The organism is Microbacterium sp. PA5 (assembly GCF_049860775.1).
Lineage (GTDB): Bacteria > Actinomycetota > Actinomycetes > Actinomycetales > Microbacteriaceae > Microbacterium.
This window is the reverse complement of the sequence record NZ_CP187567.1, coordinates 270,095-296,708: the sequence shown is the minus strand read 5'-3', so window position 1 is coordinate 296,708 and position 26,614 is coordinate 270,095. Positions and strand designations below refer to the sequence as shown.

The 26,614-nt window shown below is 71.4% G+C and carries 25 protein-coding genes; 5 read left to right on the top strand and 20 right to left on the bottom strand.

Features of this window, described 5'->3' with window-relative positions:
• Nucleotides 1-301 precede the first annotated feature (301 nt).
• Together ACPWUT_RS01350 and ACPWUT_RS01345 are read right to left on the bottom strand one after the other, a co-directional pair.
• Nucleotides 302-982: a hypothetical protein gene (locus ACPWUT_RS01350; RefSeq protein WP_425839829.1), complete on the bottom strand. Its 681-nt coding sequence runs from the start codon at nt 980-982 to the stop codon at nt 302-304.
• A gap of 45 nt (nt 983-1,027) precedes the next feature.
• Nucleotides 1,028-1,567, bottom strand: coding sequence for an amino-acid N-acetyltransferase (locus ACPWUT_RS01345; RefSeq protein WP_284528680.1), 540 nt, complete (start codon nt 1,565-1,567; stop codon nt 1,028-1,030).
• Nucleotides 1,568-1,696: 129 nt separating this feature from the next.
• Here ACPWUT_RS01345 and ACPWUT_RS01340 point away from each other — a divergent pair, with 129 nt between their 5' ends.
• Nucleotides 1,697-4,234 (top strand): circularly permuted type 2 ATP-grasp protein, encoded by a 2,538-nt coding sequence (locus tag ACPWUT_RS01340; RefSeq protein ID WP_284528679.1) that lies wholly within the window; start codon nt 1,697-1,699, stop codon nt 4,232-4,234.
• Nucleotides 4,231-5,109, top strand: coding sequence for a transglutaminase family protein (locus ACPWUT_RS01335; protein WP_425839825.1), 879 nt, complete (start codon nt 4,231-4,233; stop codon nt 5,107-5,109). Before ACPWUT_RS01340 ends, ACPWUT_RS01335 begins: the two co-directional genes overlap by 4 nt.
• Here the strand turns inward: ACPWUT_RS01335 and yicI are convergent.
• From yicI to ACPWUT_RS01305, 6 genes are all read right to left on the bottom strand, one after another.
• A complete protein-coding gene (gene yicI, locus ACPWUT_RS01330) occupies nt 5,106-7,358 on the bottom strand; it encodes an alpha-xylosidase (protein ID WP_425839822.1) in 2,253 nt (750 codons plus the stop codon). The two genes, ACPWUT_RS01335 and yicI, sit on opposite strands and share 4 nt — an antisense overlap.
• On the bottom strand, nt 7,358-8,266 hold the full coding sequence (locus ACPWUT_RS01325; RefSeq protein WP_425839819.1) for a carbohydrate ABC transporter permease: 909 nt from the start codon (nt 8,264-8,266) through the stop codon (nt 7,358-7,360). The genes yicI and ACPWUT_RS01325 overlap by 1 nt, the downstream gene beginning before the upstream one ends.
• Complete coding sequence (locus ACPWUT_RS01320) at nt 8,266-9,237, bottom strand: carbohydrate ABC transporter permease (protein ID WP_425839816.1); 972 nt, start codon at nt 9,235-9,237, stop codon at nt 8,266-8,268. Before ACPWUT_RS01320 ends, ACPWUT_RS01325 begins: the two co-directional genes overlap by 1 nt.
• 72 nt (nt 9,238-9,309) lie before the next feature.
• Nucleotides 9,310-10,635 carry an ABC transporter substrate-binding protein gene (locus tag ACPWUT_RS01315; RefSeq protein ID WP_425839813.1) on the bottom strand — a complete coding sequence of 442 codons (1,326 nt, stop codon included), beginning with the start codon at nt 10,633-10,635 and terminating at the stop codon, nt 9,310-9,312.
• Between the two features lie 139 nt (nt 10,636-10,774).
• Nucleotides 10,775-11,788: a LacI family DNA-binding transcriptional regulator gene (locus ACPWUT_RS01310; protein WP_284528674.1), complete on the bottom strand. Its 1,014-nt coding sequence runs from the start codon at nt 11,786-11,788 to the stop codon at nt 10,775-10,777.
• 183 nt (nt 11,789-11,971) lie between these two features.
• Nucleotides 11,972-14,497 (bottom strand): ATP-dependent Clp protease ATP-binding subunit, encoded by a 2,526-nt coding sequence (locus ACPWUT_RS01305; protein WP_284528673.1) that lies wholly within the window; start codon nt 14,495-14,497, stop codon nt 11,972-11,974.
• A gap of 164 nt (nt 14,498-14,661) precedes the next feature.
• Between ACPWUT_RS01305 and ACPWUT_RS01300 the strand changes: the two genes are divergently transcribed.
• Complete coding sequence (locus ACPWUT_RS01300; RefSeq protein ID WP_425839809.1) at nt 14,662-15,270, top strand: hypothetical protein; 609 nt, start codon at nt 14,662-14,664, stop codon at nt 15,268-15,270.
• The gene (locus tag ACPWUT_RS01295; RefSeq protein WP_284528671.1) at nt 15,267-15,497 is read left to right on the top strand and encodes a helix-turn-helix domain-containing protein; all 231 of its coding nucleotides are present in this window, start codon (nt 15,267-15,269) and stop codon (nt 15,495-15,497) included. The genes ACPWUT_RS01300 and ACPWUT_RS01295 overlap by 4 nt, the downstream gene beginning before the upstream one ends.
• A gap of 39 nt (nt 15,498-15,536) precedes the next feature.
• Here the strand turns inward: ACPWUT_RS01295 and ACPWUT_RS01290 are convergent, their stop codons facing one another.
• The 3 genes from ACPWUT_RS01290 to ACPWUT_RS01280 all read right to left on the bottom strand — a co-directional run bounded on the left by ACPWUT_RS01290 (nt 15,537) and on the right by ACPWUT_RS01280 (nt 18,029).
• Entirely contained in the window at nt 15,537-16,244 is a 708-nt protein-coding gene (locus ACPWUT_RS01290; RefSeq protein WP_425839806.1) for a hypothetical protein, read from the bottom strand.
• Nucleotides 16,245-16,312: 68 nt separating this feature from the next.
• A complete protein-coding gene (cls, locus tag ACPWUT_RS01285) occupies nt 16,313-17,782 on the bottom strand; it encodes a cardiolipin synthase (RefSeq protein WP_425839803.1) in 1,470 nt (489 codons plus the stop codon).
• Between the two features lie 58 nt (nt 17,783-17,840).
• On the bottom strand, nt 17,841-18,029 hold the full coding sequence (locus ACPWUT_RS01280; protein WP_425839800.1) for a hypothetical protein: 189 nt from the start codon (nt 18,027-18,029) through the stop codon (nt 17,841-17,843).
• A gap of 111 nt (nt 18,030-18,140) precedes the next feature.
• Between ACPWUT_RS01280 and ACPWUT_RS01275 the strand changes: the two genes are divergently transcribed.
• The gene (locus ACPWUT_RS01275; RefSeq protein WP_425839797.1) at nt 18,141-19,349 is read left to right on the top strand and encodes a DUF4192 family protein; all 1,209 of its coding nucleotides are present in this window, start codon (nt 18,141-18,143) and stop codon (nt 19,347-19,349) included.
• Here the strand turns inward: ACPWUT_RS01275 and lysS are convergent.
• From lysS to folE, 9 genes are all read right to left on the bottom strand, one after another.
• Nucleotides 19,300-20,820 carry a lysine--tRNA ligase gene (gene lysS / locus ACPWUT_RS01270; RefSeq protein ID WP_284528666.1) on the bottom strand — a complete coding sequence of 507 codons (1,521 nt, stop codon included), beginning with the start codon at nt 20,818-20,820 and terminating at the stop codon, nt 19,300-19,302. The genes ACPWUT_RS01275 and lysS overlap by 50 nt on opposite strands.
• A 65-nt stretch (nt 20,821-20,885) precedes the next feature.
• Entirely contained in the window at nt 20,886-21,566 is a 681-nt protein-coding gene (locus ACPWUT_RS01265; RefSeq protein WP_284528665.1) for a Rossmann-like and DUF2520 domain-containing protein, read from the bottom strand.
• The gene (locus tag ACPWUT_RS01260) at nt 21,563-23,206 is read right to left on the bottom strand and encodes a PH domain-containing protein (protein WP_425839792.1); all 1,644 of its coding nucleotides are present in this window, start codon (nt 23,204-23,206) and stop codon (nt 21,563-21,565) included. The genes ACPWUT_RS01265 and ACPWUT_RS01260 overlap by 4 nt, the downstream gene beginning before the upstream one ends.
• Nucleotides 23,203-23,820 (bottom strand): PH domain-containing protein, encoded by a 618-nt coding sequence (locus ACPWUT_RS01255; protein ID WP_284528664.1) that lies wholly within the window; start codon nt 23,818-23,820, stop codon nt 23,203-23,205. The genes ACPWUT_RS01260 and ACPWUT_RS01255 overlap by 4 nt, the downstream gene beginning before the upstream one ends.
• Nucleotides 23,765-24,259 (bottom strand): DUF3180 domain-containing protein, encoded by a 495-nt coding sequence (locus ACPWUT_RS01250; RefSeq protein ID WP_284528663.1) that lies wholly within the window; start codon nt 24,257-24,259, stop codon nt 23,765-23,767. Before ACPWUT_RS01250 ends, ACPWUT_RS01255 begins: the two co-directional genes overlap by 56 nt.
• Nucleotides 24,256-24,810, bottom strand: coding sequence for a 2-amino-4-hydroxy-6-hydroxymethyldihydropteridine diphosphokinase (gene folK, locus ACPWUT_RS01245; protein ID WP_284528662.1), 555 nt, complete (start codon nt 24,808-24,810; stop codon nt 24,256-24,258). The genes ACPWUT_RS01250 and folK overlap by 4 nt, the downstream gene beginning before the upstream one ends.
• Entirely contained in the window at nt 24,807-25,187 is a 381-nt protein-coding gene (gene folB / locus ACPWUT_RS01240; RefSeq protein ID WP_284528661.1) for a dihydroneopterin aldolase, read from the bottom strand. The genes folK and folB overlap by 4 nt, the downstream gene beginning before the upstream one ends.
• Nucleotides 25,184-26,005 (bottom strand): dihydropteroate synthase, encoded by an 822-nt coding sequence (gene folP, locus ACPWUT_RS01235; protein ID WP_425839786.1) that lies wholly within the window; start codon nt 26,003-26,005, stop codon nt 25,184-25,186. Before folP ends, folB begins: the two co-directional genes overlap by 4 nt.
• A gap of 13 nt (nt 26,006-26,018) precedes the next feature.
• Complete coding sequence (gene folE, locus ACPWUT_RS01230; RefSeq protein ID WP_284528659.1) at nt 26,019-26,609, bottom strand: GTP cyclohydrolase I; 591 nt, start codon at nt 26,607-26,609, stop codon at nt 26,019-26,021.
• Between the last annotated feature and the right edge of the window lie 5 nt (nt 26,610-26,614).

Sequence of the window (26,614 nt, the reverse complement as noted above, 5' to 3'; positions counted from 1 at the left end):
CGGGGCGAAGATCCGGGGCAGAGATCCCCGGATACTCGAGGCAACGATTCGAGGCAAAGAGATGGGCCCTCTCGATCCCCCCATTGGGGACTGGGAAACTCGAGAGGGCCCTGCGCTCACCACGGCCGGGATCCGAGATCGAGATCACTGGGGTTGATCTCGATATCCGCTGCTGGGGACAACGGGGGTTAGCCGAATGGGAGCTGTATCCAGTGTAAGCACGACTTCCTGAGCGTGTGTCCACCGTTAGGGGGACAATTCATGAGAATGTTCTCAGTACCTGTGACCGGTCCCAGCCGCTCTACCGCAGGCGGAACTGCGTCGGCTCGGAGTCGATTCCCCCCACGGAGACGACGAGGTTGTAGTACCCCGCGAGTGCCCTCGGCCGGTCGTCGTCGCATGTGCTGACCGAGGACCGCGTGCGGTCCCATACGAGGGGCTCGACGCTCGAGACGGTCTGACCGGGGTCGAGCTGGACGATCTGGTCGCTCGGCTCGGTCTGGCAGTCCGTCGAGCGCCACCACACGTCGGTGCCGCTCGAGATCGTGAACGACTGCGCGGCGGTGCCGACGTTGATGGCGCACGCCGTGTCGCCGCCGTTCTCCATGCGGATGGACAGCTGGGGCTCCGCGCCGGCGCTGTAGCTGTCGCGGTCGGTGACGGCCGACACCGTCACATCGCCCGAGCTGCAGACCGGCATCGTGCTGGCCGACGGGCTCGGCGAGGCCGCGGCGGACGGCGTCCCGGACGGCGTCGCCGGCGCACCGGCCGAGGCACCGGCCGAGGCGCTGGGCGAGGCGTCCGGCGAGGCTGCGGTCCCCGACGAGCTCGGCGACGGCGCCGCCGCCGCGCTGCCCTCCCACGGCCGCCAGAGGGCGAGGGCGACAGCCGCGCCGATCACGAGCACCACGAGGAGCAGCACCGCGAGCCGCCGCCGCCGGTACACGGCGGGCGAGTGTCGACGGACGGGGCGAGTGCTCACCGTCCCAGGCTAAGCGGCTGCGCCGAGCGCCCGCGGCGGACGCGCCTAGGCGCCCTCGAGCGTCTTGAGCATGCGCGTGTTGCCGAGCGTGTTGGGCTTGACGTGGGCGAGGTCGAGGAACTCCGCCACACCCTCGTCGGGACTGCGCAGCAGCTGCGAGTAGACATCGGGGTCGACGACCTGCTCGCCGATCTCGGTGAAGCCGCGGCGGGAGAAGAACTCGACCTCGAAGGTGAGGCAGAACAGCCGCGTGAGGCCGAGCGCGCGGGCCTGCTCCTCCAGCCGCGCGACGATCGCACCGCCGACGCCGTGGTGCAGCCAGTCCTCCGCGACGATGAGTGTGCGGATCTCGCCGAGGTCCTCCCACATCACGTGGAGCGCGCCGCACCCGATGAGGCGGCCGTCGATCTCGGCGACGACGAACTCCTGCACCGACTCGAACAGCGTCACGAGCTCCTTGCCGAGGAGGATGCGGCGCTGCACCCACGGATCGAGGAGGTCGAGGATGCCGCGGACGTCGCCGGTGCGCGCCGGGCGCACCGTGTAGCGGCGCTCGGCGCGCGCGGGAGCCTGTGCTTCGGTCACCGCACCACTGTATTGCGCCGCGCCCGGCGCCCGGGCCGGCGTCCGCGAGCTGCACGCTCCCGGTCGTCGCCTGTGGCGCCTCGCACCCCCGCGGGACCCGTACTCTGGGTGTCTGGAGGAGGGGCCGGCGTGAGTGTGCTGCGTGACTACGCCACGGCAGTGTCGCAGCCGACACTGCCCTTCGACGCGCCCTCGGTGGACGGCTCGGTCGCGGCGACGCGCTACGACGAGGTCGTCGACAGCGACGGCGGGCTCCGTCCCGGCTGGAAGAGCCTGGCCACCCACGCCTTGTCGCTGACCGCCGACGAGCTCCGGCGCGTCGAGGGCGAGATCACCCGGTTCCTCGCCGACGACGGCGTCTCGTACATCCGGCCCGACACGGGCACCCAGCCGTGGCAGCTCGACCCGATGCCGCACGTCATCGACGCCGCCGGCTGGGCACCGCTGGACGTCGGCCTCGCCCAGCGCGCCGAGCTGCTCAACGCCCTGCTCGTCGACCTGTACGGCCCGCAGACCCTGCTGCGCGAGCGCATCGTCCCCGCCGCCGTCGTCGTGGGCCACTCCGGGTTCATCCGTCCGATGGGTCGCGAGAGCGCGTTCGACCCCCATCCGCTGCTGCTGTCGGCGACCGACCTCGGCCGGTCTGCAGACGGGGAGTGGCACGTCCTGGCCGACCGCGTCCAGGCTCCGTCGGGACTCGGCTTCGCGGCCGAGAACCGGCGCGTCATCTCCCAGGTGCTGCCCGACCTCCACCAGGAGGGCGACCTGCACCGCATGGAGCCGTACTTCGCCGCGCTGCGGGCCGCGCTCCTGTCGCACGCCCCCGCCGACGTCGACGACCCGCGCATCGTGATCCTGTCTCCGGGAGCGCTGTCCGAGACCGCGTTCGACCAGGCGTTCCTCGCCGGTGCGCTCGGATTCCCGCTGGTGCAGGGCAGCGACCTCGTCGTGCACGAGGGCTGGGTGTGGATGAAGCCGGCAGGATGGCCCGGCAAGAAGCCGACCGAACGCATCGATGTGATCATCCGGCGAGTGGATGCCGCGTGGTGCGACCCGCTCGAGCTGCGCGCCGACTCGCGCCTGGGGGTGGCAGGCCTCGCCGAGGCGGTGCGGCGCGGCCGGGTGCGCCTGGTCAACGGGCTCGGCGCCGGGGTCCTCGAGAACCCGGGTCTGCTGCCGTTCCTCCCCGCCGCGTGCGAGCACCTCCTCGGCGAGCAGCTGCGGCTGCCGTCGGTCACGACCTGGTGGTGCGGCGACCCCGACGACCGCGCCTTCGTGCGCACCCGCCTCGCCGCGGGCGACCCGACCCTGCTCGTGCGGCGCATCGACGAGCCGCGCAAGGCGCTCGCGGATCGCACGGCCGACGAGATCCTCGCCCTCATCGACGCGGAGCCCCACCGCTTCGTCGGACAGGAGCTCCTCCCGCTGTCGCAGGCTCCCGTGTGGAACGCCGGGTCCGGATCCTCCGGCCGGGCCTCCGCCCGCGCGATGAGCTTCCGCGCCTTCACCCTGCGCTACGGCTCGGCCTACCGCCCCCTCGTCGGCGGCCTCGCGACGATCCGGGCGACCGCGACGTCGGCCCCCATCACGAAGGACGTCTGGGTGCTGAAGGGCGCCGAGACCGACGCCGACCAGGGGCTGACCGAGATCGCTCCCCTGCAGACGGCGCGCACCGTCCCGACCCTCGCTCCCCGCGCACTGTCGGACATGTACTGGACCGGCCGCTACGCCGAGCGCACGGAGGACCTCCTGCGGCTGCTGCTGGCGACGCAGGCGGAGTTCGACCAGCCGGGTGCGCCGGCCGGCGGTCAGCCCAGCGCACGCGTGCTCCTGGCGGCCCTGCACCGGCTGGCCGGCACGCGATGGACCGACCCCGAGGCGGAGTTCCGCTCGCTGCTGCTCGACACCCACCGCCCCGGTTCGGCCGCGCACTCCATCGCCCGGCTGCGCGAGGCCATGGAGAGCGTCCGCGACCAGCTCTCGGGCGACACCTGGCGCGTGTTCTCCAACATCGACCGGGCCACCCGCGCCCTGCAGGGCTCGGTGCACGCGCACCGCACGGCGGAGTCGGGCGGCCGCATGCTCGCCGCGATCCTGTCGCTCTACGGCGTCACGGCCAACATGATCCGCGACACCGGGTGGCACATGATCGAGGCGGGCCGGCATCTGGAGCGCGGGCTGCAGATCTGCCAGCTGCTGAGCGTCGGCGCCACCGAGCGCCGCGACCTGCGCGGAGACCGCGAGGTGCTCGAGGCACTGCTCCTGGCATCCGAGAGCGTGGTGACCTACCGCCGCCGCTACCGGGGATCGACGCGCACCGCCGACGTGCTCGACCTGCTGCTGCTCGACGCGGACAACCCCCGGTCGCTGCTGTTCACGCTCGTCGAGCTCCGCGGCCACCTGGCCGCGATGCCCGCCTCGACCGGGTCCACGCGCGCCGAGCGGCTGCTGGACCACCTGGAGACGCAGCTGCGTCAGATCGATGTGGCCGAGCTGTCCGCCGTCACCGCGGGCCGCCGGCCGGCGCTGGCCGCCTACCTCGACGACGTCGAGTCGCAGCTGGAGCAGCTGTCGGACGCCATCACGCGCCTGCACTTCGAGAGCGGGCCGCCGCCGGTGCCGCTGTCGGAGCTGTCGCTGGTCGAGCTCATGGAGGCGCGCGCATGAAGCGCTACCGCGTGTGGCACCGCACCGCCTACACCTACGCCAAGCCGGTGAAGGACAGCGTCGGCCAGTTCCACCTGGTCCCGCGCGAGCTTCCGTGGCAGCGCGTCTCGCAGGCGGCCGTCACCGTCGATCCCGTGCCCGGCGACCTCGCGGCCGACGTCGACTACTTCGGCAACGCGTCCACCTACTTCCATGTGACCGATCCGCATGCGGCGCTCACGATCGAGTCGGCCAGCGAGGTGGCCGTCGACGTGCCGGTGTACGACGCGTCGGCGCTGGCGCAGCCGTGGGAGCGGGCCCGCCCGCTCGTGCACCCCGACATCGCCGAGGCGTGGCGCGCGACCGAGTACGCGATCGAGTCGCCGCGCGTACGCCACGACCCCGAGGCCGCCGCCTACGGCGCGCAGTCGCTCACGCCCGGCCGCCCGATCGGCGAGGCGGCGACCGACCTCATGGAGCGGATCTTCCGCGACTTCGACTACGACGCGACCGCCACGACCGTCACGAGCACCGTCGCCGACGCCATGCGCAAGCGCGCCGGCGTCTGCCAGGACTTCGCCCACGTCGCGCTCGCGTGCCTGCGGGCCCACGGCGTGGCCGCGCGCTACGTCTCCGGCTATCTGGCCACCCAGCCCCCGCCCGGCAAGGAGCGGGTGTTCGGCGCCGATGCCTCGCACGCGTGGCTGGCCGTCTGGCTCCCCGGCACCGACCAGTGGCTCGCGATCGACCCGACGAACAACCACTGGGCCGACGACCGCTACGTCACCGTCGCCTGGGGACGGGACTACGGCGACGTCTCCCCGGTGAAGGGGATCATCTACACGAAGGCCAAGACCTCCACGCTGCGCGTGTCGGTCGACGTCGCCCCGCTCTAGCCGGTCACCTCCGACAGATCCACGACGAACTCCTCGCGCCGGCCGTCCGGGGAGGTGACGACCACGGCCGCCTGCCCCTCCCCGCCCGGGAACACCCGCAGCCGCAGGCCCTCGAGGTAGTCGTAGTCCGGACGGTCGACCCGCGCCCCCCACGGGAGCACCGCACCGGCGCGCACGTACAGCGGCAGCGAGTCGAAGCCGTGCCGCTCCCGCCGCCACCGCCCGCCGTCGACCGTCTCACCGGTGAGCAGACTCGTCCAGCGCCCGTCGGGCAGGTAGAACTCCACCTCGCCGTCGGCGGTGAACACGGGCGCCACCAGCAGGCTCGGCCCGAGCATGTACTGGCGATCGACGTACCGGGCGGCGGGGTCGTCCGGGAACTCCATCCACAGCGGCCGCATGAGCGGCAGGCCGGACTCGGCCGCATCCAGGCCGAGCTGGTACAGGTACGGCATGAGCTGCATCTTCAGCTGGGAGAACCGGCGCGTCACCTCCACCGCCTCCTCGTCGAACGCCCACGGCACCCGGTAGGAGTCGGACCCGTGGAAGCGGCTGTGGCTCGAGAGCAGGCCGAACGCCGTCCAGCGCTTGAACACCGCGGGGTCGGGGGTGCCCTCGAAGCCGCCGATGTCGTGGCTCCAGTGCGCGAACCCGCTCATCGCCAGCGACAGTCCGCCGCGCAGGCTCTCGGCCATCGAGACGAAGGTCGACGTGTTGTCGCCGCCCCAGTGCACCGGCATCGTCTGGCCGCCGGCGGTCGCGGACCGGGCGAACAGCACCGCCTCCCCCGCGCCGCGCTGCTCGACGAGCACGTCGTGCACCGCGCGGTTGTACAGCTGCGTGTAGAGGTTGTGCATGCGGGCCGGGTCGGCGCCGTCGTGCCAGACGACATCGGTCGGGATCCGCTCTCCGAAGTCGGTCTTGAAGCAGTCGACGCCCTGACCGAGCAGCCGCCGCAGGTGCCCCTGGTACCAGGCCGTGGCTGCCGGGTTCGTGAAGTCGACGAGTCCCATGCCCGCCTGCCAGAGGTCCCACTGCCAGACGGAGCCGTCGCGGCGGCGCACGAGGTACCCGGCTGCGGCCGCCTCGGCGAACAGCGGCGAGCGCTGGCCGATGTAGGGGTTGATCCAGGCGGACACCCGCAGCCCGCGGTCGTGGAGACGGGCGAGCATCCCCTCCGGATCGGGGAAGACGCGCGGATCCCACTCGAAGTCGCACCAGTTGAACTCGCGCATCCAGAAGCAGTCGAAGTGGAACACCGACAGCGGCATGTCGCGCGCGGCCATGCCCTCGATGAAGGAGGTGACGGTGGCCTCGTCGTAGTCGGTCGTGAACGAGGTCGACAGCCACGGCCCGTACGACCACGCCGGGACCACCGGCGGTCGCCCGCTCAGCGCCGTGTAGCGCGTCAGCACGTCGGCGGGGGTGGGTCCGGCGATGACGAAGTACTCGAGCACCTCGCCGGGAACGGCGAACTGCACGCGCTCCACCGCCTCGGAGCCGACCTCGAAGGACACGTGACCCGGGTCGTTGACGAGCACGCCGTAGCCGGCGGAGGACACGTAGAACGGCACGTTCTTGTACGCCTGCTCGCTGGAGGTGCCGCCGTCGGCGTTCCAGATGTCGACGGACTGGCCGTTCTTCACGAGGGGGCCGAACCGCTCCCCGAGGCCGTAGATCGTCTCCCCCACCCCGAGGTCGAGCTGCTCGTGCACGAAGACGCGCTCGTCGGGCACCCCCGTCTCGGCGCGCGCGTTGCCGACGATGCCGTGGTCGACGGCCGCGTCGGCGCTCAGCCGCAGATACGCCGCCGACTTGTGGCCGCTGCCGGTCACCCGGCGTCCGTCCACCTCGAAGGAGAGGGACCAGGGCGCGCCCGCCGCCACGCGCGCCGTGAGCGCCCCGGAGCGCACCGTGCCCCCGGCGTCGTCCACCCCCACCTCGGCGGCTCCGTCCGCCGCGGCACCGCCGTCGCCGGCTCCGGGCAGGTCGAAGCCCCCGTGCCAGGGCGCGCCCTCGTGGTGGGCGACCCGAACGCGGATCACCCCTTCCCGGGGCGCCGACAGGGTGACCGTCAGCACCGGGCGGTTGAGCGTCGCGCCCCGTCCGGTGATGACCGCGGTGGGGGCCGTGATGCGCAGGCCGGGGCCGTCGGCCGTGGCGTCGGTCTCCTCGATGTCGAAGGCCTCCTGCGCGTACAGCGCCGTGACGCCCGGGCGCAGCTGCCAGAACCCGTCGGTGAACTTCATTACTTGACTGCTCCTGCCGTGATGCCGCGTGTGAGCGTGCGCTGGAAGATGAGGAAGAAGATGAGCGTCGGAATGATGCCCAGGAGTGCGGACGCGCTCGTCGTGGTCACGTCCATGAGCCGGTCGCCCTGGAGGACGCTGATGGCGACGGGCACCGTCTGGTTGGCGTTGGACGCGAGGAAGGTCAGCGGGATGAGGAACTCGTTCCACGTCCAGATGAAGAAGAAGATCAGCAGCACCGACAGCGTGGGTCGGCTGATCGGGAAGACCACCCGCCAGAGGATCTGCCAGCGCGTGGCGCCGTCGAGCGATGCCGCCTCGAGGATCTCCTTCGGGAACGTGCCGTACACGGCCGACAGCAGATACGTGCCGAACGCGGCCTGCACGACGGTGAAGATGATGATGACCGCCCACACGCTGTCGTAGAGGCCGACCTCTTTGAACATGTAGTACAGCGGGTAGAGCAGCGCCTCCTGCGGGAGCAGGTTCGCCAGCAGGAACAGCAGCACGATCCAGGCGCGCCCCCGCACCCGCCCGATGCCGATCGCGAACGCGTTGAGCATCGACAGCAGCACCGCCGCGACCGCGACGACGCCGGAGATCAGGATCGAGTTCCACACCTTCTGCGGGAAGTTCACCCGCTCCCAGAACTTCTGGATGCCGGTGAAGTCCAGCGCCTCGGGGAAGGCGAGCGGTCCCGACGTCGCGTAGTCGATCGGCGACTTGAAGGAGTTGACGAGCACCAGGTAGAACGGCGCCAGCACGAGGAGGGCTCCGAGCGAGACGAGCGCGAGGAGGAGCCAGTCCACGCCGCGCTTGCGCGTCATCCCCCCGCGGGGGCGGCGCTGCGGCCGGGGCGAGGAGCCGCGGGCGGCGGCCTCGGTGACCAGAACGGTGGTGGCAGCCATCACAGACCCGCCCTTTCCTTGCGCTCGAGCGAGGTCTGCACCCGGATGAAGACGATCGAGACGATCACGACGACGATCGTGAGGACTGTCGCGATCGTCGCGCCGTAGCCGACGTTCCGCTTGGTGAAGAACTCCTGGTAGGCGTAGTAGGCGGGCACGAGCGTCGCGCCGGCCGGACCGCCGCCGGTGATGACGTAGACCGGGCCGAACACCTTCAGGGCCGCGATCGTGCACGTGAGGGTGACCACGAAGATCTCGGGACGGATGATGCTCATCGTGATCGCGGTGAATCGCTGCCGCCAGTTCGCGCCGTCGAGCTCGGCCGCCTCGTACAGCTCGGGATCGACCCGCTGCAGGGCAGCCATGAAGACGACGACCGGGTAGCCGATCTGCACCCAGACGAGCACGACCATGAGCACCAGGAGCGCCGAGGGCATCTGACCCAGCCAGTCGACCGGGCCGATGCCGAAGACGGCGAGGATCTGGTTGAGCGCGCCCTCGCCCCCGGGCCGCACGATCCAGCCGATCACGATGCCGGCGACGGCGACCGGGAGGATCTGCGGCAGGTAGTACGTGGCGCGCAGGAAGCTGCCGACCCTGCCGCCGAACTTCCGCCCGACGACGTCGAACAGGAGTGCCGCGACGGCGAGGCCCACGATCGTCGGGACGACGACCATCGCGAGGACCATCCACACGGAGTTGCCGAACGAGGTCCAGAAGTCGTCGTCGGTGAGCAGCTTCTGCCAGTTCTCGAGGCCGATGAACTCCGGCTCGCGCACCCCGCGCCACTTCGTGAAGGTCAGGTACACGTTCCAGACGAGCGGGACGAGCACGACGACGATCAGGAGGGCGAGGCCCGGCAGCAGGTACAGCCAGTAGGCGCCGGTGCCGCCGGAGCGCTGCGGGATGGACGGCTCGTCCGCGGGGAGCGCGGTGCGCGGGCGCCGCGCGGGGCGCGTGACGGTGGTCATGGGGACTCCTCGGTCCGGGACGGGGTGGGGGGAGCGGCGGCCGCGCGCGGTGCCGGCCGCCGCCCCGGGTGATCAGCGGAAGTCGGCCGTGCCCTCGTCGTACTGGGCGCCGAGGTTCGCGTTGGTCGTGGCGACGTCCTGCGATCCGGTGACGAGACCCTGCAGCTGCTGGACGATCACGTCGTAGAAGCCGGGCGCGGGCCAGTCGGGGTAGAAGGACAGCCCGTCGGCGTCGAGGATGCCGTTGAACACGGTGATGAGCTCCTGGCTCTTCTCGTCGGTGATGTCGGCGGGGTCGGCCGCGACCGGCACACCGCCGTTGTTGCCGATGATCGCCTGGATCTCGGGCCGCATCGTGATGTCGATGAACTCGTACGCGAGCTCCTTGTTGGCCGCGTTCTCGGGGACGACCCAGAGGTTGCCCGACGAGCCGAGCGACAGCGTCGCCTCGGGGAAGGCGGTCATCGTCCAGTCGAAGCCCGTCGCCTCCGCGACGAACCGGCCGTACCACCACGAGCCCGACACGAAGATCGGCGCGGAGCCGTTGATGAACGACACCCCCGCGTCCTCGGCCTTGACCGACGACACGTCCGAGGCGATGTAGCCCTTGTCGACGTAGTCCGAGAGCGTCTCGGTCGCGTACGTGATCTCGGAGCCCTGCCAGTCCACGGGGTTCTCGTAGAGCTGGTAGTCGTTCACGAACTGGCGGTCGGCCTGGCTCAGCGCGAGCTGGTACCAGAGCTGGCCGAGCGGGTACTCGGCACCGGCCTCGGCCAGCGGAGTGATGCCCTTCGCGACGAACGCGTCGAGCACGTCGACGAACTCGGCGTAGGTGGTGGGGACCTCCAGTCCCGCCTCGGCGAACGCGTCGAGGTTGTAGTACACGCCGACGAATTCGCCGTAGTTCGGGATGCCGTACCAGGTGTCCCCGCCCATGACGCCGTCGTCGCTGTACTTCGCTGTGGTCTGGAGCGACGGCGCGAGCTTGTCGGCCCACCCGTACTCCTCCACCGCATCGCTGATGTCGGTGATCAGCCCGGTGCTCGCGAGGAACCCGGCGGTCGCGTTCCCCTTGTTGAACTCCATGAGGTCGGGCGCCGCGTCGGTGTCGAGGACCTGGCTGGCGGTGGACTGGATCTGCTCGAACGACTTCTCCTCGAACTCGACGGTGGCTCCCGTCTCTTCCTCGAACACGTCGATCGCCTCGGCCCAGGCCTTGCCCATGGCGCTGTCGGCGCCTTCGTAATGCCAGAGCTTGAGGGTGCCGCCCTCGGTGGGCGTCTCCTCGGCGGTGCCCGAGCAGGCGGCCAGGCCAAGGGCTCCGACCGTCAGGACGGCCAGCGCCGCGGCTCCTCGCCGCGCGGCCGGCCGGGTGGTGCTGTGGGTGATGCGTGCCATCGGTGGCACTCCTTTCGCAGTGACCGTCATTGGTCTGTCGGGATGCGTCGACGCGTCGGCGCGGGCGCGGAAGCCGTTGTCGAAGCGCTTCGATGACGCGGATGAAGAAGCGCGATGTTCAGTTGGGCGGAGGTACGGGTCAGCGCCGTGGCGGCGCGATCGACCCGCGGACGATGAGGGTGGGAGGGATCAGGTGCAGCGTCGCCTCGGGCGGCTCGTCGGTGAGGCTCTGCAGCGCGAGCTCCACCGCGAGATCGCAGGACGCCTCGGGGATGAGGGGGATCACATCCACCTCGACGGGAAGCGCGGCGGTGTCGAACGAGGCGGCGACCGAGATCACCGACACGTCGTCCGGCACCGAGAGGCCGCGCTCGGCGAGCTCGGCGAAGACCACCTGGTGCACGTCGTCGGCGGCGTGCACCGCGAGGGCGGTGACCCCGTCGTCGAGCATCTCGGCCACGGCGCGGCGGGTGGCCGCGGCGCTCGTGCTGCGGTCGCCCGACGTGCGCGCGACGGCACGCGCACCGCGCTCGGCGGCGCGCGCCTCGAACGCACGCCGCAGCCGCGGCGGGAAGTTCGACTTCTCGTACGCGACGTCCGGCTGACCGATGAGGCCGACGCTCCGGTGCCCCGCATCGACGAGGCGATCCACGGCGAGCACCGCGGCGGCTTCGAAGTCGAGGTCGACGCACACGAGCCCCGCCCTGTCGTCGGGGACGCCGATGAAGATGGTCGGGGTGTCGATCGACCGGGCCAGGGGCACGCGCTCGTCGTCGGGGCCGACGTCGAGGACGAGGATCGCGTCGACGAGACCGCTGGAGGCCACGCGGCTCATGCCGGCCGAGGCCTGCTCGTCGGTGAGCAGCAGGATGTCGTAGTCGTGACGGCGCGCGGCCACGGTGGTCGCCAGCACGAACGACATGTGCGTCGGCGCGTGGGAATCGGCCCGCAGCGGCTCGGTGAGGGCGAAGATCTGGGTGCGCCGGCCGGCGAGCATGCGCGCTCCGGCGTTGGGGCTGTACCCGAGATCGCGGACGGCCGCTTCGATCCGGCGACGCGTGTCCGGCGCGACCGGCCGCTTGCCGCTCAAGGCGTAGGAGACGGTGCTGATCGACACACCGGCGGCCTCGGCCACCTCGGTGATGTTCGCCATGTCGACTCCGTCGTCTCGTCTGCGGTGCTCGAAGCGCTTCGCGGAAGCGCTTCGAGAGCATGGTACGCAGACACGACGCGCGGACGCAAGGACTTTGTCGAAGCAGGCAACATATCGGACGGCCGGCACAGACGACGAAGAGCGGATGCCGGGTGGCATCCGCTCTTCGTGTGTCGCGTCAGGTCAGGAGGTGGCGGCGATGTCGGGCGTGGCGCTGATCTCGCCGGCGGCGCCGACTCCGATCGCGACCTTCTCGCCCCGCGGCCCGTGCTCGAACGTGAACTGCCCGTTCTCCGCGCCGACCTTGACGTGGTCGCCGCTGCTGAGCTCGCCGTGCAGGATCTTCTCGCTGAGCTTGTCCTCGACCTCGCGCTGCATGGCACGGCGCAGGGGCCGGGCGCCGAGCGTCGGGTCGAAGCCGATCTCGATCAGGCGGTCCTTCGCGGCGTCCGACAGCTCCACCGTCATGTCGCGGTCGAGCAGACGCTCGCTGAGCCGCTTGGTGAACAGCCCCACGATCTGACGGAGCTCGTCCTTGCTCAGCTGCGGGAAGACGATGATGTCGTCGAGACGGTTGAGGAACTCCGGCTTGAAGTGACGCTTCAGCTCCTCGTCCACCTTGCCCTTCATCCGCTCGTAGCTCGTCTGCGCGTTGCCCTCGACCTGGAACCCGACCGGGCCGCCGGCGATCGCCGAGGAACCCAGGTTGGTCGTCATGATGATGACCGTGTTCTTGAAGTCGACGACGCGGCCCTGACCGTCGGTCAGGCGACCCTCTTCGAGGATCTGCAGCAGCGAGTTGAAGATGTCCGGGTGGGCCTTCTCGATCTCGTCGAACAGCACCACCGAGAACGGCTTGCGGCGCACCTTCTCGGTGAGCTGCCCGCCCTCTTCGAAGCCGACGAAGCCCGGAGGGGCACCGAACAGCCGCGAGACGGTGTGCTTCTCGCCGAACTCGCTCATGTCGAGCGAGATCAGCGCGCCCTCGTCGTCGAAGAGGAACTCCGCGAGAGCCTTCGCGAGCTCCGTCTTCCCGACACCGGTGGGGCCGGCGAAGATGAACGAGCCCGACGGGCGCTTGGGGTCCTTGAGCCCCGCGCGCTGGCGGCGGATGGTCTTCGACAGGGCCGCGATCGCCTCTTCCTGGCCGATGACGCGCTGGTGCAGCGCCTTCTCCATGAACATGAGGCGGCTGGTCTCCTCCTCGGTGAGCTTGAACACCGGGATGCCGGTGGCCTGCGCGAGCACCTCGGCGATCAGACCCTCGTCGACGACCGCGTGGGAGGCGACGTCGCCCGAGCGCCACTGCTTCTCCAGGCGCAGACGCTCGGCGAGCAGGCTCTTCTCCTCGTCGCGCAGGGCGGCGGCCTTCTCGAAGTCCTGGTCCTCGCTCGCGCGCTCCTTGTCCTCGCGGACCTTGGCGATCTTCTCGTCGAACTCGCGCAGCTCGGGCGGGCTCGAGAGGATCGAGAGGCGCAGGCGTGCGCCGGCCTCGTCGATCAGGTCGATCGCCTTGTCGGGCAGGAACCGGTCGGAGATGTAGCGGTCGGCGAGGTTGGCCGCCGCGACGATGGCGCCGTCGGTGATCTGCACCTTGTGGTGCGCCTCGTAGCGGTCGCGCAGCCCCTTCAGGATGTTGATCGCGTGCGGGAGCGAGGGCTCGGCCACCTGGATCGGCTGGAAGCGGCGCTCGAGCGCGGCGTCCTTCTCGAAGTGCTTGCGGTACTCGTCGAGCGTGGTCGCACCGATCGTCTGCAGCTCGCCGCGGGCCAGGAGCGGCTTGAGGATCGACGCGGCGTCGATCGCGCCTTCCGCGGCACCGGCGCCCACGAGCGTGTGGATCTCGTCGATGAAGACGATGATGTCGCCGCGCGTGCGGATCTCCTTGGTGACCTTCTTCAGGCGCTCCTCGAAGTCGCCGCGGTAGCGGGAGCCCGCGATGAGCGAGCCGAGGTCGAGCGAGTAGACCTGCTTGTCCTTGAGCGTCTCGGGCACATCGCCCTTGACGATCGCCTGGGCCAGCCCCTCGACGACGGCCGTCTTGCCGACGCCGGGCTCGCCGATGAGGACCGGGTTGTTCTTGGAGCGGCGCGACAGGATCTGCATGACGCGCTCGATCTCCTTCTCGCGTCCGATCACCGGGTCGAGCTTGTTGTCGCGCGCGGCCTGCGTGAGGTTGCGGCCGAACTGGTCGAGCACGGCCGATCCGCCCTGGGCGGCCGGCTGGTTCTGCTCGCCGGCGCCGGCGGCGACGCCCGCGGGCTCCTTGCCCTGGTAGCCGCTCAGGAGCTGGATGACCTGCTGGCGGACCTTGTTGAGGTCGGCCCCGAGCTTGACGAGCACCTGGGCGGCGACGCCCTCGCCCTCGCGGATGAGCCCGAGCAGGATGTGCTCCGTGCCGATGTAGTTGTGGCCGAGCTGCAGCGCCTCGCGCAGCGAGAGCTCGAGCACCTTCTTGGCGCGCGGCGTGAACGGGATGTGGCCGGTCGGCTGCTGCTGGCCCTGGCCGATGATGTCCTGCACCTGCTCGCGCACGGCATCCAGCGAGATGCCGAGGCTCTCGAGGGCCTTGGCTGCGACGCCCTCCCCCTCGTGGATCAGGCCCAGCAGAATGTGCTCGGTGCCGATGTAGTTGTGGTTGAGCATCTTCGCCTCTTCTTGGGCGAGCACAACCACGCGACGGGCACGGTCCGTGAATCTCTCGAACATCGTCCACTCCTCCACGCGCCGAGTGTTCTGGCGCTTACGAAAGACGATAACCACCGTCGGATGCCGGTATGCCCGTGTTCGCTGGGGGCGTGACGGCGCTTGACACCGACGACGGGCATCCATATCGTTTTTCGATAACAACGATTCTCGATATGGAGACAGGTATGAGCACGCAGACACCCGCCGTTCCCGGAAGAGCGGATCGCACCGCGATCGTGTTGATCCTCGCGGCCGGTGTCTTCGCGGGCGCGTTCATCGCCGGCACGGGCCTCATCGGCGCACTGTTCCGCCTGATCGCGCCCGAGCGCTACCCGGTGCAGCTGTTCGCCGACATCCCCCTGCCCGCGGGCGAGGGCGTGGTGACGGCCCACGGCGACCGGCTCCTCGCCACGGCGGACGGGCTCGGCGGCGGCGCCGTCTGGGCTCTCGCCGGCGGCGACGCCCTCGCCGCCCTCACGGTCGGAGTGGTGACGGCGAGCTTCGGGTACGTGCTCTGGCGCGTCGCCCAGCGGCGCCCCTTCCACCGCAGCATGCAGACCGCGATCCTCGTGACCGGCAGCGCGGTCGCCCTCGGCAGCCTTCTCTCGCAGGGTCTCGGCGGACTCGGGCAGATGATGGCGGCGACCGACCTCGGCGACGGCCTGGGGGGCGTGGCGCTCGTGCAGTTCGAGTTCGCGCCCCTGCCGATCGTCGTCGGGTTCGGGATCATGGCGCTCGCGTTCGTGTTCCGGGCCGGAGCGCAGCTCGAGCGCGACACCGAGGGACTCGTGTGACCCCCGCCGACGACGACGAGCTCACCGGCATCCACTGCCGCCTCGACGAGCTGCTCGCCGAGCGCGGGATGACCCTCACGCGCCTGTCGGAGCTGGTCGGGGTGTCGGTGGTGAACCTGTCGATCCTGAAGAACGACCGCGCCCGAGCGATCCGCTACTCGACGCTGTCGGCGATCTGCCGGGCCCTGGACTGCGAGGTCGGCGACCTCCTCGTCCGCGTGGACTGATCCCGCCGCGGCATCGGGCCGGCCCGGGCGCCCGTCGCGTCAGTCGATGGGGATGGACGGCGACGGGCGATCGGCACCGCCGCCGGAGACGGTGATCGCCGCATCCCGCGAGACCTCGCCGTCGACGGTGACGACCGTCACGCGCGGCGCCATATCCATGGTGCACACCTGGTCGGCGGGGGGATCGACGAAGGTCAGCTCGATCGCGTCGGGGCTGGCGGCGGTCGCCGACTCGACCTGCGGCGCGCAGGAGGACGATCCCCAGGTCAGCATGGCGAACGTCTGGTCGTCCACCCAGCCGGCGGAGGGCGTGTACTCGTCGACCGCGCCGCCGGAGTAGCCCTCGAGCGAGGTCTCGCCGAAGCCGCCGTCCATCGTCACCTGGATGTCGATGCCGCTACCGGGCTCGACGCCCTCGGGCACGCCGACGACGGTGCCGCGCTTCACGAGGTCGTCGGTGCACGGCCGGTCCTCGCCGGTGTCCTCGGTGAGCGTCACGACGAGGACGCCCTCGTCGAGCACGGCGTCCTCGACGGACGGCGTGCACGTCGAGCTGCCCTCGGTCACGACCGCGATCATCGATCCGCCCGCGAGCCACGCGGCACCGACCGAGAGGCCGCCCGCGCCCGGCTGCTCGTCGCCGCCGGGGCCGCCCGCGCCGCCGTTCACGCCGCCGGTCGCGCAGCCGGACAGGGCGAGGGCGGCGAGCGCAAGCCCCACGAGGGCGGAGACGGGACGGCGAGGCATGAGGGTCCTTTCGATCGCGCGGATGCGACGGCATCCACTCCCCGAGTGTCGGCCCGTGGGGATCCGTCTCACTGCAGAGCCGAGGTGAGGCGCGCCAGGTTGTCGAGCACGGTGGAGCGCAGCGGCTGCTGGCGCCATTCCTCCAGCGTCAGCTCACGGGAGTCCTCGCGGTAGCGGTCCTCGACGGCGCGCAGCTGCTGCACGAACTCCTCGCCGCGCACGAGGAGCGACATCTCGAGGTTGAGACCGAACGAGCGCATGTCCATGTTGCTCGATCCGACCACGGCCACCTCGTCATCGATGGACATCGACTTGGAGTGGAGGATGTAGGGCCGCTTGTACATCCAGATCTTCACCCCGGAGCGCAGGAGGGCTTCGTAGTAGCTGCGCTGCGCGTGGTAGACCATCGCCTGGTCGCCCTCCTCGGAGACGAAGAGCTCGACGTGGATGCCGCGCTGGCAGGCCGTCTGGATGGCGAGGAGCAGTCCCTCGTCGGGGACGAAGTAGGGGCTGACGATGATGATCTTCCGCTGCGCGGCGAACAGCAGCCCCATGAACAGCTTCAGGTTGTTCTGGAACTCGAACCCGGGGCCCGACGGGATGACCTGGCAGTCGAGATCGCCGGTGCCGGCGCTCACGTCGAACAGCTCGATGCCCTGGACGATCTCGTCGGTCTCGCTGTACCAGTCGCTGAGGAACACCGCGTTGACGGAGGCCACGACGGGACCGTCGATGCGGGCCATCATGTCCACCCAGTGCAGCCCGCGCTTGATGTTCTTCTTCAGGTTGTAGGTGGAGTCGGTGACGTTCTGCGATCCCATGAACGCGACCGCGCCGTCGACCACGAGGAGCTTGCGGTGGTTGCGGAGGTCGGGACGCTGATACTTCCCCTTGAGGGGCTGGACGGGGAGCATGAGGCGCCAGTGCGCCCCCATCGTGTCGAGGCGGCGGAGCGTCTCCTTGTAGAAGGGCTTGCTGCGGTTGGCCCAGTGGTCCATGAGCACGCGGACGACGACGCCGCGCTCGGCGACCTCCTCGAGCGCGCGGAAGAAGTTGTCGGTCGATGCGTCTGCCTGGAGGATGTAGAACTCCACGTGGACGTAGCTGCGCGCACCGCGGATCGCCTCGGCCATCGCGTCGAGACTGTCCTGGTAGCCCGCGATCATGGTCGCGCCGTTGTCTCCCGCGATCGGGAGGGCGCCGAGGTTGCGGTTGAGCGTCACGAGCGAGCGGAACCACTCGGGGGCGTTCGGGCGGAGGGTCCCGAAGTCCAGCCCGCGGCTGGTGTCGCGGATGTACTGGTTGATCTGCTCCTGCTTCTTGCGACGCTTGCGCGGCAGGCGCGGGTTGCCGATGAGCAGGAACAGCAGGATGCCGATGATCGGGATGAAGTAGATCGCGAGCAGCCAGGCCATCGCCGCGGTGGGGCGGCGGTTGCGCGGGATCACGATGATCGCGAGCACGCGGACGGTGATGTCGAAGACGAGGACCACGACGACCCACCAGGTCCAGTGCCAGTCGATGGTGATGCTCAGCACGTTCGCGCTCCCAGGTTTCGGATGCGCTCAGCGTATCGGGCGGGTGTCGCGCGCGGGGTCAGGGCCGATCGTCGGCGGCGGGCGGGAGACCGCGCTTGGCCCGCTCCTCCGCCTCGATCCGCGTGAAGACCCGGCGCTCGTTGCGGTCCATCCGCAGGATCGAGCGCAGCACGAAGATGAACAGCCCCAGCACGACCACGGTGGGCGCGAGCGACCAGACGACGGCTGCCCAGTAGTCGGTGTCCATGGCATCCATCGTACGCCGCCGCCTCCTCCCCATCGGGCGGGTGCGCGACGAGGGTGCGGAGCGCCTGTGGACGACGGTGTCGGGCCGCATCCGGCGCGGCACGCTCGGGGGATGACCACCACCGTGAAGGCCGCCGACGCGGCGCAGTTCCTGTCCCTGATCCCGCGGATGCTCGGCTACACGCCGACCCGCAGCCTCGTGGTCGTGCCCATGCGGCGGGGGCGCAGTCTCGGCGCGATGCGGCTCGATCTGCCGCCGCAGGAGGCGATGGTCGACGACGGCTTCGCCGCGACCGTCATCGGCATGGTCTGCCGTGTCGAGGTCGCCGACGGCCTGGTGGTCGTCGTCTACAGCGATGCTCCCACCGGCGAGGGCCTGCCGCACCGCGACCTCGTCGACGGCCTGCGCCGCACCGCCGATGCGAGCGGGCTCGACCTCATCGACGCCCTCGTCGTCGCCGCCGACGGGTGGGGGTCGCAGCGCGTCGGACCCGCGCGCGTGCGCGCGCTGTCCGAGCTGGTCGCCCATCCCCTGCCCGCTGGGCCCGACGCGGGCGCCGGCCTCCCGGAGGTCCATGGCGACCAGTCCACCGGTGCGCAGCTGCCCGAGCGCTCCGCCGCCGACCGGCGCCGCGTCGGTGCGGCTCACCGCTCGCTCTCCGCCGCGCTGTCGGTGCTCTGCGGGCTGCCACCCGAGTCCCCGCGCGCCGATCGTGTCGATCCGGCGGCCCTGGCCGCCGCGTGCGAGCTCGACGACCTGCCGCAGCTGTACGAGCGGGCGCTCCAGTGGGACCCGGATAACCTGTCCCCCCTGCAGGCCGCCCTCCTCGGGTGGTGCCTGTCGCGCCCGGCGCTGCGCGATGTGGCGCTCGTGCAATGGGCCAGCGACGCCGCGGGCGGGGCCGGCGCGATGGACGCGCAGCGCCGCTGGGAGGACGGGGAGGAGTATCCCGCCGATCTCGCCGCGGTGATGTGGGGGGAGGGCGCGAGTCCGGATCCCGCCCGGCTCGAGAGCGCGCTCGCGCTCGTCCGCCAGGTCGCGGCGCTCACGGCCGCGGGCAGGCGCGCCGGTCCGCTGGCGGTGTGCGGCTGGCTGTCGTGGGCGCTCGGTCGCTCGACCCACGCCGCGCACTACGCCGACGCGGCGCTCGACAGCGATCGCGAGCACGGCCTGGCCGACATCGTCCGCTCGTTCGTGGCGTCGGCCCACCTTCCGGACTGGGCGTTCCGCCGGGGCGAGGACGACGACCGGTCCGCCCGGAGGACGGGGCCTACTTCACCAGCGGGAAGAGGATCGTCTCGCGGATCCCGAGGCCGGTGATCGCCATCATCAGCCGGTCGATGCCCATGCCCATGCCCCCGGTGGGCGGCATGCCGTGCTCGAGGGCGCGCAGGAACTCCTCGTCCACGCGCATGGCCTCGTCGTCTCCGCGTGCGGCGAGCGCAGCCTGCTCGACGAAGCGCTCGCGCTGGATGACGGGGTCGACGAGCTCGGAGTACCCGGTGGCGAGCTCGAAGCCGCGCACGTACAGGTCCCACTTCTCCACGACGCCCGCGATGGAGCGATGCTCGCGCACGAGCGGGCTGGTGTCGAGCGGGAAGTCCATCACGAAGGTCGGACGCTCCAGACCGCCCTTGACGAAGTGCTCCCACAGCTCCTCGACGAGCTTCCCGTGGGTGGCGATCTTCGCGGGCACCTCGACGCCCACCTCGGCAGCCAATGCCTGCAGGTCGGTCAGCGGCGTCTGCGGCGTGATGGCGCGACCCGCGGCCTCCGAGAGCGAGTCGTACATCGAGATGCGGTCCCACTGCCCGCCCAGGTCGAACGCGGTGCCGTCGGCCCAGGTCACGGTGGTCGAACCGGCCACGGCGACCGCCGCGTTCTGGACGAGCTCCTGTGTGAGGTCGGCGATCCCGTGGTAGTCGCTGTAGGCCTGATAGGCCTCCAGCATCGCGAACTCGGGGCTGTGGGTGGAGTCGGCCCCCTCGTTGCGGAAGTTGCGGTTGATCTCGAACACCCGGTCGATGCCGCCGACGACGGCGCGCTTCAGGAACAGCTCCGGGGCGATCCGCAGGAACAGGTCGGCGTCGAACGCGTTCGAGTGCGTGACGAAGGGACGGGCGGCGGCGCCGCCGTGCTGCACCTGGAGCATCGGCGTCTCGACCTCGAGGAAGCCGTGCGCGGCGAAGGTGCTGCGCAGGCTCGCGTTGACCTTGGCGCGGGCGACGACGGTGTCACGGGCGAGGTCGCGCACGATCAGATCGAGGAAGCGGGAGCGCACACGACTCTCCTCGCTGAGCTCGGTGTAGAGGTTCGGCAGCGGAAGCAGCGCCTTCGCGGCGATCGCCCAGTCGGTGACCATGATCGACAGCTCGCCGCGGCGGCTGGAGATCACCTGACCCGTGACCGACACGTGGTCGCCCAGGTCGACGAGCTCCTTCCAGGACTGGAGCGACTCCTCGCCGACCTCGGCGAGGGAGACCATGGCCTGGATCCGGCTGCCGTCGCCGGACTGCAGCGAGGCGAAGCACAGCTTGCCGGTGTTCCGGCTGAACACGACCCTGCCCGCGACCGATGCGACGACGCCCGTCTCGGCGCCGGCCTCGAGGTCGGCGAAGCGCTCCCGCAGCTGAGGGATCGTGTCCGTGACGGGGACGGCCACCGGGTAGGCGCCGCCGGCTGCGTCCGCGCGGTCGGCGATCAGTCGCTCGCGCTTGGCCAGGCGGACCGCCTTCTGCTCGAAGACGTCGTCTTCGGCTGGCTCGGCGGCGGGCACGGGCGCGTCGGTCATTGCAGGCTCCTCAGAAGTAGACCCTCGATTCTCTCACGCGCGCCGCCGCGCACTTCCGCCGCGCGTCAGGAGGCGTCGAGGCCCTGCAGGGCGCGATCGACGGTCGAATGGACGAGTGTGGACAGGTACCGTCCGGGCTCCTCCACGCCGGCTGCGGCGAGCAGCTCCGAGGACTGGCGCAGGAGCGAGGCCGAGAACTCGGTCGCCGTCGCGATCGCCTCGCCGTACGCGGAGCGGGCCTCCTCGGAGACGACGACGGGCTCGCATCCCAGCTCGACGGCGAGCGCCTGGGCGATCGGGAGCACGGCGCCGGGGGCGGTCACGGCGGCGTAGGAGTCCCGCAGCTGCCGCAGATCGATCGAGGTGCCGGTGAAGGCGATCGCCGGATGCACGGCCAGCGGGATCGCGCCGCGAGCCGAGGCCGGCGCGAGCACGTCGACGCCGTAGGACGGGTCGGTGTGCAGCACGAGCTGACCGACCTGCCACGCTCCGAGCTCGGCGAGACCCTCGACGAGCGCGGGAAGCTCCGCATGCGGCACGGCCAGCACCACCAGCTCGCTGCGGCGCACCACCTCGTCGGCGGGCAGCACCGGCACGCCCGGGAGCACCGCCTCGACGCGGTCGGGGTCGGAGCCGGCCGTGATGCCGGTCACCGCGTGGCCCGCGCCGCCCAGCGCCGCACCGATCACCGGTCCCACGCGGCCGGCGCCGATGATGCCCACGCCGAGGCGCCCGCTGCGGATCACGGCGACAGCTCCGCCGACGCCGCGTCGATCGGGCCCGGCGTCGCCGGGGCCGCCTCGGGCGCGACCGGCTCGGCGGGCGTCGTCCCCCAGCGGTGGGAGTGGTCGCGCGACGAGGCGTCGATCACCGCGGCGGCGGCGTCGGCCCACAGGGTCACCGCTGCGGCGCGGTCGAGGATCCCGAGCGAGCCCGAGACCTGGCCGAGCACCGTGTGCCCGGTGATGTCGGCGACATCCAGGGCCCGCGCCACGGGACCCTGCGACAGCCGGATCGACTGGAGCCGCGCGAGCGGCAGCACGACCAGCGCCCGGCGCAGCACGCCGCTGCGCAGCAGCAGGGCGTCGGCGGTGAGGAGGAACCCGTTGCGCCGCCAGGACAGCGGGCGCAGCCAGCGCGCGCGGCGGGGCGTGTTCGAGTAGGGGTCGCCTGCGACGGGGCCGAGGATCCCGCGCTCCAGCACCGCGGACAGCGCGTCGTCGGGGAGTCCCGGCAGGATGAGCCGGAGCACGCGGTCGACGTCGGCGAGCGTTCCCACCGGGAGCACGTCGGAGAACTGCTGCGACGAGGTATCGGTCGCCGCGCGACCCGAGAGCCGGTTCACCCGGATGCGGAACCACCCCAGGCGGCGCCACAGCAGGGGCTGGGCGACCTCGACGGCGTGGATGCGGCCCGGCGGCAGCGTCTCGGTGATGGTCGTGAACAGGCCGAAGGTGATGCGGACGCCCGCCGGCGTCGGTGCGATCGAGTACCGCAGCGACCGTGTGATCTGACGGAACCAGTAGGCCCCGAAACCGATGAGGGCCGGCACGATCGAGAACAGCACCCACGGCGTCCCGACGATCGAGCCGATCACGACGCCGATGACCAGCAGGATCAGCCAGATGGTCGATCCCGACATCAGGTGCGCGCCGATCAGCCGCCCCGGGGGAAGGTGGACCACGGAGGCCGGATGGTCGTCCGCGCCCTCCTCGCCCTCGATGAGTCCCGTGATCCCCGCGCTGACCACCGCGGCCGCGCGTCCGCGCGGCGACCCGCCGGTCTCCCGGCGGCCCTCGGCGAGCTGGCGACCCGACGCCAGGCGCAGGATGTCGCCGCGGACCGCCTCGGCGTTGGGCGTCGACAGGTACTCGAGCTTCACGTTGGCATCGAGGCCGGCGCCGACGACCTCCAGCTTGGCCATGCCGAGGATCCGGGCGATCATCGGCCGGGTGAGGTTCACACCCTGCACCCGGTCCAGCGGCGCCCGGCGATGGGTGCGGAAGAGCACGCCGCTGCGGACCTCCACGTCGTCGCCGGTGATGCGGAAGGTGTGGAACCGCCACGACAGCCAGAACAGCGCCAGCAGCACGATCAGCACGCCCAGCACGACGAGCGCCGCGACGATGAGGAGGTCGTTGGCGACGATGAAGTCGATCGGGTCGCCCGCGTACTCGTACTCGTCGGCCATGCCCGGCAGGAACAGCGCGATCAGCCGGTCCCGCAGATTGGTGACCACGATGCCGATGACGACGACGAGGAAGAGCCCGCCCTTCATCAGCGGCGTCAGCGGGTGGAGGCGGTGCCACTCGCCGTCGCTCAGCGGCGAGCGCACGTCCGCCACGGCGGCCGGCGCGGGGACGGCGGGTGTCTCGGGCGTGCTCACAGTCCGGTCCGGCGCGTCTCGGCGACGTCGATGAGCGTGTCGCGCAGTCGTTCGGCCGCTGCCTGGGTGAGCCCCGGGATGGTGACGCCGGTGGCCGCCGCGGCCGTGACGAGCTTGAGCTGGGCGATCCCGAACCCGCGGTCGAGCGGGCCGTGGGTGATGTCGACGAGCTGCATGCGCCCGTACGGCACGGCCACCATGCGCTGCCAGAGGATGCCGCGGCGGAAGACGAGGTCGTCGTCGCGGAGCTGGTAGCCGATCGAGCGCGCCTGCCGCGGCAGCACGATGAGCGTGACGAGCGTCACCGCGACGACGGCCGCCGCGGGGATCCACACCCACGCCTGGTTCAGGACCAGCCCGAGCACGACGGCTGCCGCGACCACGAGCGCGAGGAAGAGCGCGTTGGAGATGAGCTGGACGACGATGTACTTCCGCGAGATCTGGTGCCACGTGCCGTCGCCCAGCGGCAGCCGGTTCTCGCTGCGCGGCTCGACGACGACGTCGTACGTGCCGGCGTCGAGCGTCTCGTCACCGCCCGCGGGGGCGGCGGCGACCGGGTCAGTCGCTGTGGGAGAGTCCGAAGCCGGGGTCGGCTGATCCGGGCTGATCGTCATCGTCGTCCTTCCGAAGGGTGCACAGGTGCTCGGCCACGAGACCGGCGATCACGAGGACGAGTCCTCCGGCCGCCGATGCCAGCACCGCACCCGTCGAGCCTAACGAGGGAGTGACGGGTCTCGTGAGGAGGAAGAGCAGGAGTCCGCCGCCGACGCCCGTCACGAGCGCGCCGACGATGCTCGACGCGCGCGCCAGCATGGCGATCCGCACGGCGTGGAACGGGTCGACGCGGCGGCCCTCGGCACCCGCGGTCGCGCGGCGGATCGGGAGCGCCAGCGCCACCAGCGCGACGCTCAGCAGGACCAGGAGCACGGGAAGCATGAGCGAGGGCGTGAACGTCGGCTGGGAGCCGGCGGTCAGCACCTGATCGATCAGGAACCCGGCGACGACGCCGATCGCGACGGCGATCAGGAGGGGGACGGGACCGGTGCGCTTCATCGCGACTCCTCGTCGCCGAGGGCGCGGAGGAGGTCGGCGACGCGGCCCCGTCCGGGCAGGACGGCATCGCCGTCGAGCAGGAGCCACGGCGCCAGCACGAAGTCGCGCTCGGCGGCCCGCGGATGGGGCAGCGTGAGGGCGGGGTCGTCGGAGACGACCTCGCCGTACACGATCAGGTCGAGATCGAGCGTGCGGTCCTGCCAGCGCGGCTGACCCGCCGCGCGACGCTCCCGGCCGTGCCGCTCCTCGATCGCATGCAGATAGTCCAGGAGCACCGACGGTGCCAGCCGCGTGCGGATCCGCGCGACCGAGTTGAGGTAGCCGGGCGCCGACTCGTCCCGTCCCGTCGGAGTCAGCGCGACGGACTCGATCGGCTCGGCCGCGTCGATCACCTCGGTGAGGGGCAGCCGCGCGAGGTCGGCCAGGGCCGCCTCGATCGTGTCGGCGCGGTCGCCGAGGTTCGCCCCCAGCGCGATGACGGCCGGCACCGCGGGACGGCCACCGCGCCGGCGCGAGCCGGCCTCGACGCCCTGCGCCAGATCGCGGCTCATGCGCCCACCGCCGCGTCCCGGCGCCGCCGCACGGTCACCGACACGTCGCCGAACGGCACCGCGATCGGCGCCTGGGGCTTGTGGACCGTCACGGTCACGCCGTCGACGATCGGATACGAGAGGGCCGCGCCGGCGATCCGCTCGGCGAGCGTCTCGAGGAGGTCGACCGGCTCGCCCGACAGGATGCCGGCCACCTGCTCGGCGAGCTCGCCGTAGTGGACGGTGTCGGCGACGTCGTCGGTCGCGGCGGCGCGGCGCAGCGACAGCGCGAGCACCACGTCGGCGACGAACTCCTGACCGTCGCGCCGCTCGTGGTCGTAGACGCCGTGGTATCCCACGGCACGGATGCCGGTGATCGCGATCTCGTCGGTGGTCATGGCCGCCTCCCCCGGGTCCAGACGGCGAGCGCGTCGCGCGTCGTCGCGATGTCGTGCACCCGCACGGCCCAGACGCCCGCCTCGGCCGCACGGACGCTCGTGACCGCGGTCGCTAGGTCGCGGCGATCCTGTGTCGCCTCGCCCCCGCCCGCCGTGCCGTCCGTCGCGTCCGTCAGCAGTTCGGCGAGGAAGCCCTTGCGGCTCGTTCCCACGAGCACCCGGGACTCCATCGCGACGATGCGCTCGAGCCCGCGCAGCAGGGCCCAGTTCTGCGCTCCGCGCTTGCCGAAGCCGAATCCGGGGTCGAGGATGATGCGCCCCGGCGGGATCCCGGCTGCCATCGCCTCGTGCCGGCGCTCGGCGAGCTCGGCGACGACCTCGTCGACCACGTCGTCGTACTGCGCCCGCGCGTACATCTGGGTGGACGGACCCCGCCAGTGACCCAGCGCGATGTGCGCCTCGGTGTCGGCGACGACCTCGAGGATCTCGGGGTCTGCCAGTCCGCCCGACACGTCGTTGACGATCAGCGCCCCGGCGTCGATGGCCGCCTGCGCGGTGGACGCGTTCATCGTGTCGACGCTGATCATGGCGCCCGTGGCGGCGAGCGCCTCGATGACCGGCAGCGCCCGCGAGCGCTCCACGTCGGGACGCACCCGCTCCGCCCCCGGCCGCGTGGACTCGCCTCCGACGTCGAGGATGTCGGCACCGGCGGCCACGAGCGCGCGCCCGTGGGCGACCGCGTCGTCGACGCCGAGGTAGCGCCCGCCGTCGCTGAACGAGTCCGGCGTCGCGTTGACGATTCCCATCAGGAGGGTCATGGCGTCGTGCCCGTCACGGGGCGCGGCCCGTCAGCAGCAGCATGATCTCCGCGCGGGCGGCGGGATCGGCCAGCTCGCCGCGGGCGGCGACGGTCACCGTCGACGCGTCGGGCTGACGTCCGCCGCGCATGGTGACGCATTCGTGGGTCGCATCGAGGACGACGAGCACCCCGCGGGTGTCGAGCGAGCCGGCGATGACGTCGGCGATCTGCTCGCCGAGCCGCTCCTGCACCTGCGGGCGCGCGGAGAGCACGTCGACCACGCGCGGCAGCGCGCCGAGCCCGACCACCTGCTCACCCGGCAGGTAGGCGATGTGCGCATGACCCGCGAACGGCAGGAGGTGGTGCTCGCACACCGACCGGAAGCGGATGTCGCGGAGCATCACCGCCCCCGAGGGCAGCGTGTCGGGAGCGGGACCGCGGGTCACCGAGATGGTGTGCGCGAGCGGGGCCGCGGGATCCTCCCCCACGCCCGAGAAGAACTCGGCGTAAGCGTCGGCGACCCGCTGCGGGGTCAGCCGCAGGCCCGGACGGTCGGGGTCCTCCCCGATCGCCTCGAGGAGGTCGCGCACCAGTGCGGCGACGCGGTCACGGTCGACAGCCACGACCC